The organism is Paenibacillus lemnae (genome assembly GCF_012933385.1).
GTDB lineage: Bacteria > Bacillota > Bacilli > Paenibacillales > Paenibacillaceae > Paenibacillus_AQ > Paenibacillus_AQ lemnae.
In genome coordinates this window covers 148,776-161,649 of sequence record NZ_JABBPN010000002.1, presented here as the reverse complement: position 1 = coordinate 161,649, position 12,874 = coordinate 148,776, and the positions used below count along the sequence as shown (strand labels likewise).

14 protein-coding genes are annotated in these 12,874 nt (G+C 49.3%); 10 read left to right on the top strand and 4 right to left on the bottom strand.

Going from position 1 to position 12,874, the window contains the following annotated elements; translation table 11 throughout:
- Positions 1-26 precede the first annotated feature (26 nt).
- The gene (gene gndA / locus HII30_RS02700; RefSeq protein WP_169503395.1) at positions 27-1,436 is read left to right on the top strand and encodes an NADP-dependent phosphogluconate dehydrogenase; all 1,410 of its coding nucleotides are present in this window, start codon (positions 27-29) and stop codon (positions 1,434-1,436) included.
- Here the strand turns inward: gndA and HII30_RS02695 are convergent.
- Complete coding sequence (locus tag HII30_RS02695) at positions 1,420-1,731, bottom strand: hypothetical protein (protein WP_169503394.1); 312 nt, start codon at positions 1,729-1,731, stop codon at positions 1,420-1,422. The genes gndA and HII30_RS02695 overlap by 17 nt on opposite strands.
- 168 nt (positions 1,732-1,899) lie before the next feature.
- On the opposite strand from HII30_RS02695, the gene HII30_RS02690 reads away from it, so the two are divergent.
- Positions 1,900-2,415: a shikimate kinase gene (locus HII30_RS02690; protein WP_169503393.1), complete on the top strand. Its 516-nt coding sequence runs from the start codon at positions 1,900-1,902 to the stop codon at positions 2,413-2,415.
- A gap of 86 nt (positions 2,416-2,501) precedes the next feature.
- Here the strand turns inward: HII30_RS02690 and HII30_RS02685 are convergent, their stop codons facing one another.
- A complete protein-coding gene (locus tag HII30_RS02685; protein WP_169503392.1) occupies positions 2,502-2,810 on the bottom strand; it encodes a rhodanese-like domain-containing protein in 309 nt (102 codons plus the stop codon).
- Between the two features lie 115 nt (positions 2,811-2,925).
- On the opposite strand from HII30_RS02685, the gene aroA reads away from it, so the two are divergent.
- The 4 genes from aroA to ptsP all read left to right on the top strand — a co-directional run bounded on the left by aroA (position 2,926) and on the right by ptsP (position 8,431).
- A complete protein-coding gene (gene aroA / locus HII30_RS02680; RefSeq protein ID WP_169503391.1) occupies positions 2,926-4,218 on the top strand; it encodes a 3-phosphoshikimate 1-carboxyvinyltransferase in 1,293 nt (430 codons plus the stop codon).
- Positions 4,219-4,272: 54 nt separating this feature from the next.
- Positions 4,273-4,695: a CoA-binding protein gene (locus HII30_RS02675; protein ID WP_169503390.1), complete on the top strand. Its 423-nt coding sequence runs from the start codon at positions 4,273-4,275 to the stop codon at positions 4,693-4,695.
- A gap of 128 nt (positions 4,696-4,823) precedes the next feature.
- Positions 4,824-6,707, top strand: coding sequence for a glucose PTS transporter subunit IIA (locus tag HII30_RS02670; protein WP_169503389.1), 1,884 nt, complete (start codon positions 4,824-4,826; stop codon positions 6,705-6,707).
- The gene (gene ptsP / locus HII30_RS02665; RefSeq protein ID WP_169503388.1) at positions 6,704-8,431 is read left to right on the top strand and encodes a phosphoenolpyruvate--protein phosphotransferase; all 1,728 of its coding nucleotides are present in this window, start codon (positions 6,704-6,706) and stop codon (positions 8,429-8,431) included. Before HII30_RS02670 ends, ptsP begins: the two co-directional genes overlap by 4 nt.
- A 73-nt stretch (positions 8,432-8,504) precedes the next feature.
- On the opposite strand, the gene HII30_RS02660 is transcribed toward ptsP, so the two are convergent.
- Entirely contained in the window at positions 8,505-9,032 is a 528-nt protein-coding gene (locus HII30_RS02660) for a type 1 glutamine amidotransferase domain-containing protein (RefSeq protein WP_169503387.1), read from the bottom strand.
- A gap of 295 nt (positions 9,033-9,327) precedes the next feature.
- On the opposite strand from HII30_RS02660, the gene HII30_RS02655 reads away from it, so the two are divergent.
- From HII30_RS02655 to HII30_RS02640, 4 genes are all read left to right on the top strand, one after another.
- Positions 9,328-9,759, top strand: a complete 432-nt coding sequence (locus tag HII30_RS02655; RefSeq protein WP_211184393.1) for a hypothetical protein — start codon at positions 9,328-9,330, stop codon at positions 9,757-9,759.
- A 95-nt stretch (positions 9,760-9,854) separates the two neighbouring features.
- The gene (gene ytxJ, locus HII30_RS02650; RefSeq protein WP_169503385.1) at positions 9,855-10,202 is read left to right on the top strand and encodes a bacillithiol system redox-active protein YtxJ; all 348 of its coding nucleotides are present in this window, start codon (positions 9,855-9,857) and stop codon (positions 10,200-10,202) included.
- A gap of 97 nt (positions 10,203-10,299) precedes the next feature.
- Positions 10,300-11,307, top strand: a complete 1,008-nt coding sequence (ccpA, locus tag HII30_RS02645) for a catabolite control protein A (protein ID WP_169503384.1) — start codon at positions 10,300-10,302, stop codon at positions 11,305-11,307.
- A 93-nt stretch (positions 11,308-11,400) separates the two neighbouring features.
- Positions 11,401-12,105 carry a 5'-methylthioadenosine/adenosylhomocysteine nucleosidase gene (locus tag HII30_RS02640; protein ID WP_169503383.1) on the top strand — a complete coding sequence of 235 codons (705 nt, stop codon included), beginning with the start codon at positions 11,401-11,403 and terminating at the stop codon, positions 12,103-12,105.
- Positions 12,106-12,167: 62 nt separating this feature from the next.
- Here the strand turns inward: HII30_RS02640 and HII30_RS02635 are convergent, their stop codons facing one another.
- Complete coding sequence (locus tag HII30_RS02635) at positions 12,168-12,800, bottom strand: GNAT family N-acetyltransferase (RefSeq protein WP_169503382.1); 633 nt, start codon at positions 12,798-12,800, stop codon at positions 12,168-12,170.
- Between the last annotated feature and the right edge of the window lie 74 nt (positions 12,801-12,874).

The following is a 12,874-nucleotide window of genomic DNA, read 5'->3' as shown; positions in this document are numbered from 1 at the left end:
TGGAGTAAAGGATGGAGAACCTAAAGATGGCAAAACAACAGATTGGTGTCATTGGCCTTGCTGTAATGGGCAAAAACTTGGCTCTCAATATTGAGAGCAGAGGCTTCACCGTTTCCGTATATAACCGCTCGCCGCAGAAAACGGAAGATTTGCTGAAAGAAGCGGAAGGCAAAAATCTGCAGGGAACGTTCTCGGTAGAGGAATTCGTAGAATCCCTGGAAACCCCTCGCCGCATTCTGATTATGGTACAGGCAGGACAAGCTACTGATGCTACGATTGAGCAGCTGCTGCCTCATCTGGACCAGGGCGATATTATCATCGACGGGGGTAACGCATACTTCCCGGATACCGTTCGCCGCAACAAAGAGCTTGAAGCCAAAGGCTTCCGTTACATCGGTGCAGGTGTTTCCGGCGGGGAAGAAGGAGCGCTTAAAGGACCTTCGATCATGCCTGGCGGACAAAAGAGTGCGTATGAGCTTGTAGAACCGATCCTTACAGCAATCTCTGCTAAAGTGAATGATGAGCCTTGCTGTACATATATTGGCCCAGACGGTGCCGGGCACTATGTGAAGATGGTTCACAACGGCATTGAATACGGCGACATGCAGCTGATCTGTGAAGCATATCAACTGCTGAAAGATGTTTTGGGCATGGATGCTCCTGAACTCCATGAAATTTTCACAGAATGGAATAAAGGCGAGCTCGACAGCTATCTGATCGAGATTACCGCTGATATTTTCTCCAAATATGATGATGAAACCGGCAAGCCGATGGTAGATCTGATTCTGGATACTGCCGGACAAAAAGGAACAGGAAAATGGACAAGCCAAAGCTCCCTGGATCTGGGAGTGCCGTTGTCCATGATTACGGAATCCGTATTCTCCCGCTTCCTTTCTGCTATGAAGGAAGAGCGTGTAGAAGCGAGTTCCATTCTGAACGGTCCGAAAGCGGAAAGCTTCTCCGGTGACAAAGCCGAGTTTGTGGAAAATGTCCGCAAAGCGCTGTTCGCATCCAAAATCGTATCCTATGCACAGGGCTTCGCCCAGCTGCGTGCGGCTTCCGATGAATACAACTGGGATCTCCAGTATGGTGAACTCGCCAAAATCTGGCGCGGCGGCTGCATTATCCGCTCCCGCTTCCTGCAGAACATTACGGATGCCTACAACAACGATCCTCAGCTGAAAAATCTGCTGCTGGATCCGTTCTTCAAGGACATCATTGAGAACTATCAGTCTGCATGGCGCAAAGTTGTGTCTTCTGCTGTTTCCCTGGGCATTCCAGTACCTGGATTCTCCAGTGCCCTGGCCTACTACGACAGCTATCGTACTGCCAACCTGCCTGCGAACCTGCTTCAGGCACAGCGTGACTACTTTGGTGCACATACCTTCAAGCGTATTGATAAAGAAGGCGTGTTCCATTTCAACTGGATGGATTAATCGGAAGAATTACGCCGCCTAATCCATTTACGATATCCAGCAGGCAGGCACGAATTTCGTCGCTGCCGCTGTGAACAGGCCGTGTACCTCCCAGGAGGGACATGACCGTCTGGCAGTAGCCTGCATAGCTTTGCAGTAATTGTGGTTTGGAAAGATCCTGAAGTGCAGGGTCTTTCGAAGCCACTTTTTTTTGTACATAATGAAGCACCCAGATGATATCCTCACGGCATAATGGATGCGAAGGATCAAGAATCTGGCGAAGACGTTTGGTGGAGATCGAATTGAGTTCAGACATGAGCTTGATATCACTCCTGCTACTTTTATCATTTGATAGGTATTACTAGTTATATGACAATTTAGCAAAAGATAGACTACCTGCAGGCGCAGTGATTGTCCAATCTTTTAGCGCTGTGGTATGATGATTGAAAGTTTATACTGATAGAAGATATGATGGGGGGAGCCTATGGATCAACGTGACCGTAACATCATTCTTGTCGGGATGATGGGCACCGGAAAAAGCACGGCGGGCCGTCTGATTGCACAAGAGCTGGACTATACGTTTGTTGATCTGGATCAGGAGATCGAAATGGCCGCCGGGAGGCCGATTGCGGATATTTTTGCGTCTGACGGTGAACCGGTGTTTAGGGATCTGGAATCTGCCATGCTGGAACAAATGTGTTCCCGGAAGGGATTAGTGATTGCTACTGGAGGCGGAGCAGTGCTTCGCAAAGAAAATTGCGAACTGATGAGCCGCAAAGGATGGGTAGCCGCGCTGACAGCTGAAATACCGGCTATTGTAGAGCGTGTAAGTGGAGATAGAAGCAGGCCGCTGCTGAGTGGCGGTGATCTGGAAGAGAGAGTCAGGCGGATTATGGAAGAGCGGAAGGAATGCTATTCCTTTGCGGAAGTGACGGTGGATACAACCGGCTTGTCCGCTCATGAAGTAGGTCGTGAGATTTTAATGCATTACCGCGTCTAGGCACAGACGAAAAGGACATGCCAAAAAGGCAGGAGCGTTACATGCCCGCCTTTATGGTTCAGGATGTTCGCGGCGCAGTCAGCAGATTAAGCTTCGCCGTCATTCCATTCCAGCATGCCGCCCTGCATATTGACCATATTATCCAGGCCCTGCAGGCTTAAATATTCGCATACCCGCTGACTGCGTCCGCCGCTGCGGCAGATCATGATGACTTCCTGATCTGTCGGAATTTCTTGCAGACGTGCAGGAATTTCACCCATTGGAATATGCTTTGCGCCTTGAATCATGCCCTGTGCGACTTCTTCATCTTCACGGACATCGATCATGTACACCGATTCTCCGCTTTCCAGGCGGTTTTTCAATTGTTCAGGCGTTATTTGGGAGATGGAGCTCATTCGCTGTGACCTCTTTTCTGTATATTTTCATTTCAGCTTCCTTCTAATGATACCGAAGCGTCGTTTTCCCTGTCAATTTTAACAGACTTTAAAATATAAGGAGCGAATACATAACATGGATGTCATTGTCAGACCTACACCGGAATTGAAAGGCGAAATCGGAGCGTTGTCCTCCAAAAACTATACGACACGTTATCTGCTGGTTGCTGCACTGGCAGAAGGCGAGAGCACGATTTATTTTCCTGCGCACAGCGAAGACAGCGATGCGATGAGGCGCTGCATTCAGGATCTTGGTGCTTCGCTTCAGGAGGATGATGAGAAAGCGGTAATCACCGGTTTCGGTAAACATCCGCGCAATGTCAAGGAATTGAACGTAGGAAATGCCGGTGCTGTTCTCCGGTTTCTGATGGGTATTGCTTCCTTGTCCGAGGAAGTGCATTTTGTGAATACTTATCCCGATTCTCTTGGGAAACGTCCTCATGATGATCTTATCGAAGCATTGGGGCAGCTTGGTGTGGAGGTAGAACACAATGAAGGACGCCTGCCTATTACGATTCGCGGAGGCAAACCACAGGGCGGAAAGCTTATGGTTTCCGGTGAGGTCAGCTCCCAGTATTTGAGCGCTTTGTTGTTTCTGACACCGCTGCTGGAGCAGGACAGTGAGATCACGGTCACTGGTGACCTGAAATCCAAGGTGGTTATCGGTCAGACGCTGGAAGTTTTGGAACAAGCGGGCATTGTCATTCATGCTGCGGGCGATTACATGCATTTCCGCGTTCCCGGCAATCAGGTCTATCAGGCGAAGACGTATACGGTTCAGGGAGATTACCCGGGATCAGCAGCTGTTCTTGCGGCTGCGGCGGTTACTTCATCAGACGTTACGATCCGGAATCTGTCCGAGGACAGCAAGCAGGGCGAGCGTGCCATCCTGGATGTGCTGCGGAGTATGGAGGTACCTCTGACGCATGAGAACGGCGATGTGCGCGTCCAGGGCAACGGCAAGCTGAAAGCGCTGGAGTTTGACGGAGATACCGCAACCGATGCGGTGCTGGCTATGGTGGCAGCGGCTGTATTTGCAGAAGGAACGTCCCGTTTCTACAATGTGGAGAATTTGCGCTATAAAGAGTGTGACCGGATTACAGATTATTTGGCAGAACTGAGCAAGGCAGGCGCCAGAGTAGAAGAGCGGCAGGCAGAAATCATCGTGCATGGCCGTCCGGAAGGCGTGGAGGGAGGCGTCGAGATCAATGCGCATTATGATCATCGCGTCATCATGGCGCTGACCGTTGTCGGGCTTCGTTCCCGCCAGCCGCTGGTGATCAAGGATGCTCATCATGTTGCCAAATCCTACCCTCAATATTTTGACCACCTCAAGGCGCTTGGCGCTGACGTCGAATGGGTAAAATAGAAATTAATATCCCATGAATTCTTGTAATGAGGATGACAGAAAGGTGGAATGATTATGGGCTTCGAAAATCCGTCTCGTGAAGAAATCGGTGAGATTCTGAAACATGCCGGGAATATTGCCGTCGTAGGTTTATCCGATAAAAGTGACCGGACTTCGCATATGGTATCCAGAGCGATGCAGCAGCGGGGATACCGCATCATACCGGTCAATCCGGCGGCAGCGGAAATTCTGGGGGAGACATGTTATCCTTCCCTTCAGGATATTCCTGAGCCTGTGGATATTGTCAACGTCTTTCGGCGCAGTGAATACTGCGCAGAGGTTGCCCGTGATGCTGCAGAGATCGGTGCCAAGGTACTCTGGCTTCAGCAGGGAATCATAAGCAGCGAAGCGGCCGAAATTGCCCGTGAGCACGGGATGACAGCCATTATGGACCGCTGCATCAAGGTGGAGGATTCCGTGACACTGGGTGGAAGATAAGCCGATGAGACCGCCATGAAGAAACAGGTCCCGATTGCCAGGGACCTGTTTCTTTTTGTGGGATATATGTTCTCTTTTGACAAAAAGGGAATCAGCGCTTACCATCAGATTAGAAAGGAGGGCTTGCCTTGAACTGGTTAGGTTCTTTACAGCAGCTGGGCCGGGCGGTTATGCTCCCGACCATGGCACTTCCTGCGGCAGCTCTCCTGCTGTCGTTCGGAAGTTTGCCCTGGGCTGCCTGGGGCATGGAGTCATTGGGGAGCGTGGCATCGGCCGCTGGGCATGGCGTGTTTTATTACATGCCCTATTTGTTTGCGATCGGCGTAGCCTGGGGGCTGTCCAACCAGGGCGGCCCTGCAGGACTTGCGGCGCTGGCTGGCATGTTTATTTATGATCAGGTTACTGCGGCGGCATCAGACGGCAGTGTACAGCCATCGACCCTGATCGGTATTATTTTTGGGCTGGTATCCAGCATCGTATATAACCGGTTTAAACATATCAAGCTGCCGGAAGCGATTCAGTTTTTTGGCGGCTCCCGTTTTGTACTGCTGATTATGGGTCTGTTCTCCGCATTTTTTGCTTGGATTATGACCGGGATTGCACCCCGGATTCAGGGCGGCATGGAAGCTTTTTATGAATTGACTATACATATGGGCGGCTTCGGATTGTTTCTCTATGGCATCTTGTATCGCGTTCTTGCGGCCTTTGGCCTGCATCACCTGCTGAACAATGTATATTGGTTTCAGCTTGGAACGTATGAAACACCGGATGGGACTATCGTTCAAGGAGATCTGCCGCGTTTTTTTGCAGGGGATCCAACCGCCGGAGATTTCATGGCAGGACTGTTTCCCATTATGATGTTTGCCCTGCCGGCCATAGCGTTCGCCATGATTCAGGAGGCAAGGGAAGATCTGAAGCCTAAGGTGAAGAAAACTTTTATGCGTTCAGCTCTGGTCTGCTTTTTGACCGGCGTATCTGAACAGATCGAATTTGCTTTTTTATTTGCTTCACCTTACTTGTACGTGGTTCATGCATTGATGGCTGGCTTTGCTATGGTGCTGACTTATACGCTGAACATCCATCACGGATTTTCATACTCTGCCGGATTTATTGACTATGTGATTAACTTTCACCTGTCACAGAATGCATGGATGCTGATTCCGATCGGCATTGGTTATGGACTGGTGTATTATTTTCTGTTCCGCTGGGCGATACGGACCTTTGGAATCCCGACACCCGGCAGGGAGGAAGGTTCAGCACTTGAAGGCTGGGCTGGCAATATTCCGTACCAGGCACCGTTAATCCTGGAGGCCTTGGGCGGCAAGGACAATATTGTACAGGTAGAATCCTGTATGACCCGGCTCCGGCTCACGGTGTACCAAGACCGCCAGATCGATACCAATGCGTTGAAGCTTTTGGGATCTGCCGGAATTATCAAGCTGGGCGGCGGTAACGTACAGGTTGTGTTTGGCACATATTCAGAGTTGATCCGTGAAGAAATTAATAAACTCATGCAGCGGGATTTGCCGCGAGTGCTGTTCAGCGCACCGGTACAGGGACGGATGCTGCCAATTGAAGAAGTACCGGATGATATATTCGCCGCAAAGCTGGTCGGCAGCGGCGTGGCGTTTATCCCGGAAAAAGGGGAGCTGGTGTCACCGGTGTTCGGCACAGTGATGCACGTGTATCCAACCATGCATGCCATCGGCATTTCCACGCCGGAGGGGCTGGAGGTTCTGATTCATATCGGGATTGATACCTCACAGCTGAAGGGTCCTTTTCAGGCCGTGGTGCAGGAGGGTGATACGGTGGAACCGGGACAGCTTCTCGTGAAATTTGATTTGAATTATCTGAAGACTCATGCTGCATCACTGGCAACACCAATGGTCATTACGAACCCGGACAAAGTAAAATCCTGGAGTTATGCTCCGTTCAAGTCCGTGAAGAAGGGTCAAACCTCGGTTCTGTCGGTGGTTTTAAATGATAGCAATGCTGGGGGTAGAGATAAATGATACAAGGAATTGGCGCTGCAGCGGGTGTCGCGCTGGGTAAGGCATTCGTGCTTCCACACTGGGAGCTCGATCTGCCTGAATCCGAAAAGGACGCCGTCGATTTGGCTAAAGAGTTCGAGCGCCTTTACGAGGGGATCCGAACCTCCAAAAATGAAATCGAATATATCAAGAACGAGTTCAGAGAGATGGTGGGCGACGAGGAATCTCACATCTTCGATGCTCATCTTGCCATTTTGGAAGATCCGGTGTTCATGAGTGAAATTCGGGGATTGATTGAACGTCAATACAAGGCGGCCGAGGTTGCGGTGAAGGAAGCGATCGACCATTTTGTATCGATGTTTGACCTGCTGGATGATGAATACATGAAGGAACGGGCCATGGATATTAAGGATGTCGGCAACCGTCTGCTGAAGCATCTGCTGGGTGCACCGGAAGTGACGCTTCCGTCTGACACACAGCCGTATATTCTTGTAGCCAAAGAGCTGTCTCCGTCACAGCTGGCGCATCTGAATCCGTCACATGTGCTCGGTATTGTCACGATGTCTGGAGGAAAAACCTCGCATTCTGCGATCATGGCGCGTGCTATCGGAATCCCGCTCGTATCCGGGGTGGAGAACAGACTGGACCGACCGATTCAAACCGGCGACTTTCTAGCTCTGGACGGTGAAGAAGGATGTCTTTATGTCAACCCGGAAGTTCCTGTTATTGAGAGATATCAACATCTTCGTTCCCAGCAGCAGAAGAAGAAAGAACAGCTTCAGCTGTTATCGTCAGTCGATGCTGTAACCAAAGATGGTGCGAAATTTCGACTTGCTGCAAATATGAATTCTCTGAAAGAATTGGATACCGCTTTGCAAAATGGAGCGGACGGGGTGGGTCTGTTCCGTACGGAATTTCTTTATATGGACCGCAGTGCATTTCCGTCTGAAGATGAACAGTACGAGGTCTATCGCCAGGTTGCAGAGAAAACCGGAGGATCCCCGGTCGTCATTCGTACGCTGGATATCGGGGGAGACAAGCAGCTGGAATATTTCCCACTGGCAGAAGAAGAAAACCCGGTCCTTGGATATCGGGGGATCCGGATTACACTGGACCAGAGCGAGCTGCTTCAGACCCAGCTGACGGCCATTTTGAGGGCCAGCACCTTCGGTAAGGTTAAGATCCTGTATCCGATGATCTCTTCCGTGGACGAGCTGAAGATGGCCAATGAGGTGCTGCAGCTGGCCAAGGAGGATCTTGATAGCAGAGGCGTACCCTATGATGCTGAGATTGAGGCAGGCATCATGATTGAAGTACCGGCAGCTGCGATGATCTCTGATCTGCTGGCAGAAGAATGTGATTTTTTCAGTATCGGTACCAATGATCTGGTTCAGTATGTACTTGCAGTGGATCGCATGAATGAACAGATCGCACAGATGTATCAGCCGTTTCATCCGGCTGTGCTGCGCATGCTGAGAACGACAGTAGATGCGGCGCAAGGTGCCGGTATACCGGTTAGCGTATGCGGTGAGCTTGCCGGCGATGAGCGGGCTATCCCGCTGTGGCTGGGATTGGGCGTGGATCAGCTCAGTATGTCCCCGCTTTCTTTATTGCGGGTCAAGCACCGGATCTTGAATACCAGTGCGGCAGAAGCGAGAGAAGAGGCGCAGGCCTGTTTCCGGCTGCGGTCCAGCATGGATATTGAACAGCGTCTGAGCCGCTTTGCGGCAACCCAGCAGGTGTAGCCTTTCTTCATTTGCACATTAAAACAGGCCGCCCATGGATATTAAGATATCGATGGGCGGCCTGTTTGAGTTGCTATGAACGGGACGCCAATGCGTCACAAAAGGCTTTTCCATATGGAGGAAGATCCGGCGGGCGGCGGGCAGATATAATATGTCCGTCTGTCACTACCGCTTCGTCCAGCCACTGGGATCCTGCATTTTCCATATCATCCCGGATCCCCGGGGTAGAAGTGACTGTAACATCGTTCAGGATTTTCGCAGAGATGAGAACCCAGCCAGCGTGGCATATTTGTCCGATTGGTTTTTTGTCAGCGTCCATTTCACGCACCAGCTGAAGCACTTTGTCATAACGGCGAAGCTTATCCGGTGCCCAGCCCCCGGGTACAAGGATACCGTCATAATCCTGACTGTCGAGCTCCTCGAAGGAATAGTCTGCCTTGGCAGGAACCCCGTATTTACCTGTATATGTTTTCCCTTTTTCCAGACCGGCCAGATGTACCTCCGCACCTTCCTCGCGGACCCGGTAAACCGGATACCATAACTCCAGATCCTCAAATTCCTCATCCACGAGAGCTATTACTTTTTTACCTTCTAAACGCATAGGTATAAAGCTCCTTTCATCTTCAGAATAGAATGATTGTTTCCTGCTGCTGACTTAACATATAAGCGTTCCGTCTACGACATTGTAACAAAAAGGGGCCTGTATTTCATTTTTCGCAATTTCAATATAACAGTTATATCTCATATTTGGTAATTAAAGCATTATCGCAAAATTAAAGGATTATTAAAGGGATTTTGTTATGATAGTAGAATAGTACTATGTAATAAGAACTGAATGACATCAAGTGATAGGATTAGAGGTGGCCCTATTGTTTAAGAAATGCAGCTGTGGACATGTGATGGAAATGGATTTGAGAAGACTGGTTTATAACAGAGGCGCCAGGAAGGCGAGTATTAGCCATGTTCCTGTTTTTGCCTGTCAGAATTGTTCAGCCTTTGAACTTATGCCATTGATCAAACAAGATGTAGTAACTTACATAACGTCGCTGGAGAGGAAGGGTACGCCCTTAGAAGTTTCTCTTGCTGATATCTGTGAACCGGCCTCGTTACTTCGAAAAGTACTGCGAAAAGCTGAAGCATCCAGCAGCCCGCTGACGGAATTGTGCAAAGAAGCTTTTGATGAACGGATTAACATGCTGCTGGATTTATACCGGTTTGCCAAGAATAACAGGGATTACACCTGGATGGAGGAAATTCAACAGCGTTTAGAGAAACTGACTCTCTTTTTAAAGCGGATACAAGAGCATTCAGATATTTACGCAAGCTAAGATGGCGTATTTTGTCGAGTTTGTTGGATTTTTCACGACCGTTTTGTTAGGATATAGATTAGGAACTTCAATAACATGAAGGGAATGTATAACCTATGGCGACTATGACGAAAATGACTACTAGAGATCAACTCCACTCCGCACTGGAATCATCTGCGAATCAAGCACTTTTGATATTCAAGCACAGCACACGCTGCCCGATTAGCGCCGCGGCTTATGATCAAGTTCTGGCTTACCTGAAAGGCCAGCCAAATGAAGATACGGATTACAAGCTGATTGATGTCATTGCAGACCGCGATATTTCCAATGAAGCATCACAGGCTCTTGAAATCCGGCATGAATCGCCTCAGGTTATTTTAGTACGTGACGGGAAGCCGGTATGGCATACTTCCCATTCTCAAATTACGGTGAAGTCGCTGGAAGGCAATGTAGGCTCTCTGTAAGGGCTTGACATTGCACAAAGGAGTATTTTGTCGTATCATAAATCTAATTATGAGTGTGCGTTAGTTTGAAAATTTATTGGCAATGGAGAGAAGGAATTTGACGGTAACCATTTATGATGTGGCGCGTGAAGCAGGCGTATCGATGGCCACGGTGTCGCGGGTAGTGAATAACAACCCCAACGTGAAGCCACAGACCCGGAAGAAGGTATTTGAAGCAATAGAACGTTTGGGATACCGGCCAAATGCGGTAGCCAGAGGTCTGGCGAGCAAGAAAACAACAACCGTCGGCGTTGTGATTCCCGATATTTCAAACTCTATTTTCGCAGAGATCGCCCGGGGTATCGAGGACATCGCTAACATGTATCACTATAATATTATTTTATGTAACGCCGACAAGCGGAAAGAAAAAGAAATTCGTGTCATTAATACCCTGTTGGAGAAGCAGGTGGATGGATTGCTGTTTATGGGCGGTACCGTAACGGACGAGCATATACAGGCTTTCCAGACATCGGCGGTGCCGATTGTTCTGTGTGCTACCCGGGATGAGAAGGGATCTTATCCTTCGGTAGATATCGATCATGAACAGGCTGCATTAGATGCTGTAAATACCCTGATACGTCACGGACATCGTGAAATCGCGATGATCAGCGGCACACTGCAGGATCCTGCTAATGGCTATGCCCGTTTTCAGGGGTACAAGAGAGCGCTTGAAGCAGCAGGCATTGAGTACCAGGAGGATTTAGTTCGGATCGGCAATTACCGCTATGAATCCGGTGTGGAAGCTATGAAATACTTTCTGGGCCTCAAGAAGAAACCGACAGCGATCTTTGCGGCAACGGATGAGATGGCCATCGGAGCGATCCACAGTATACAGGATGAAGGATATAAAGTCCCTGACGATTTTTCGATCATCAGTGTAGATAATATCCGCATGGCGTCAATGGTTCGCCCTCAGCTGACTACAGTAGCACAGCCGATGTATGATTTAGGCGCGGTTGCTATGCGTCTGCTGACCAAGCTGATGAAGAAAGAGAATGTTGAGAATTCAAGGGTTATTTTACCTCATGAGACTATTCTCCGCCTTTCTGTCAGCGTTAACGAATAGTATTGATATGTGTTTCTTTTATAGAAACCACTGAAGAAGCCCCAACTGGGGCTTTTTCGAGCTTGTAAGGACAAAAGGGAGGCTTGACCGTCGATGACAAACAGAGTAATCGGTCTGATCGGGGCCATGGACGAAGAAATTGAACTGCTGCTTGGAGAAATGACACATAACGAGACCATCGTAAAATCGGGAATTACATACGTAAAAGGCAGCTGGCTGGGAAAAGAAGTCGTTGTTTGTAAATCTGGAGTGGGCAAAGTCAATGCAGCGGTGACGACACAGGTGCTGATTGACACTTTCGGCGTGACTTCAGTTATTTTTACAGGGGTCGCAGGTGCGCTGGATCCGGAACTTCAAATCGGAGATATCGTCATCTCAACCTCATGTATGCAGCATGATATGGATGTCTCGCCGCTCGGCTTTGCCAGAGGAGTCATTCCTTATCAGAAGGTATCGGATTTTCCTGCGGATCAGGAGCTGGTGTCGCTGGCAGCTAAGGCTTGTGATGGATTAGGTGAAGTTAACTATAAGGTCGGACGGGTGCTTTCCGGAGATCAATTTATTGCCAGCCGGGAAACTGTTAAGGTCCTGTACGAAGAACTGCATGGCGTATGTGCCGAAATGGAAGGATCGGCGGTGGCCCAGGCCTGTTATATGAACGGGGTGCCTTATGTCGTCATTCGCTCCATGTCGGATAAAGCGGACGGCTCAGCTCATGTTAACTTTGCCGAATTCACGGTTGATTCTTCCCGCCGTTCCCATGTGATCGTAAGCAGGATGCTCGAAGGAATTTCATAGAATTATATAAACCCCCGGCTTCGATTCTCTTTCTAGGAGAAGCGAACCCGGGGGGTTATCATTTAATACATAAATCGCTGTTGAAAGCGAATGCGGTCAAATTGTTCCTGGGATGACAATGGAACCTGGCTCCCGATCCTCACCATTAAGCAGTTGGCAGGGTGAGAGCATATCTCGGGATCATCTGTTGCATACCACTCCATATCGACGACCTTCATCAGACGTTCCATCATTTTTCGATAATCCCACACGCTAAGGCCGCTGCCTTGTAGGTCCCAGTGCCAGTAGTACTCGGTGGTAAACACAATATATCCTTCCATTTGGCCATCTTCAAAGGCTGTTTTGATCATTTTCTGACCCAGCCCCAAAGAACGGTAATCATCGGCTACCTCTATGGCTCCCAGCTCTATCAAATCTTCCATGCTGCCTTGTGACCAGCGCTCCTGCTCTTCCGGATAGTGGAAGGTCACATAACCCACAATGGTATCTCCGTCCCTTGCTGCAATGATCCTGCCTTCAGAGAGACCGGCAATTTCGACAAGTGCTTCATGCTGGTCGCCAGGCCGGCGGAAAGCATCGAGATCAGGGTGCATATTCAAATGTTGAAGGGTTTCTGGCGGGACAGGACCCTCAATCCTTAAGCGGCGGTCTTCCGGAAACAAGAGATGGGACTTGAACTGCTTGAGATGCTCCATCGGGTACGCTCCTTTCGATTCCATATCCTACTTATAGCAAAAAAATAAAAAAATGAAAAGCAATGACATCAAAA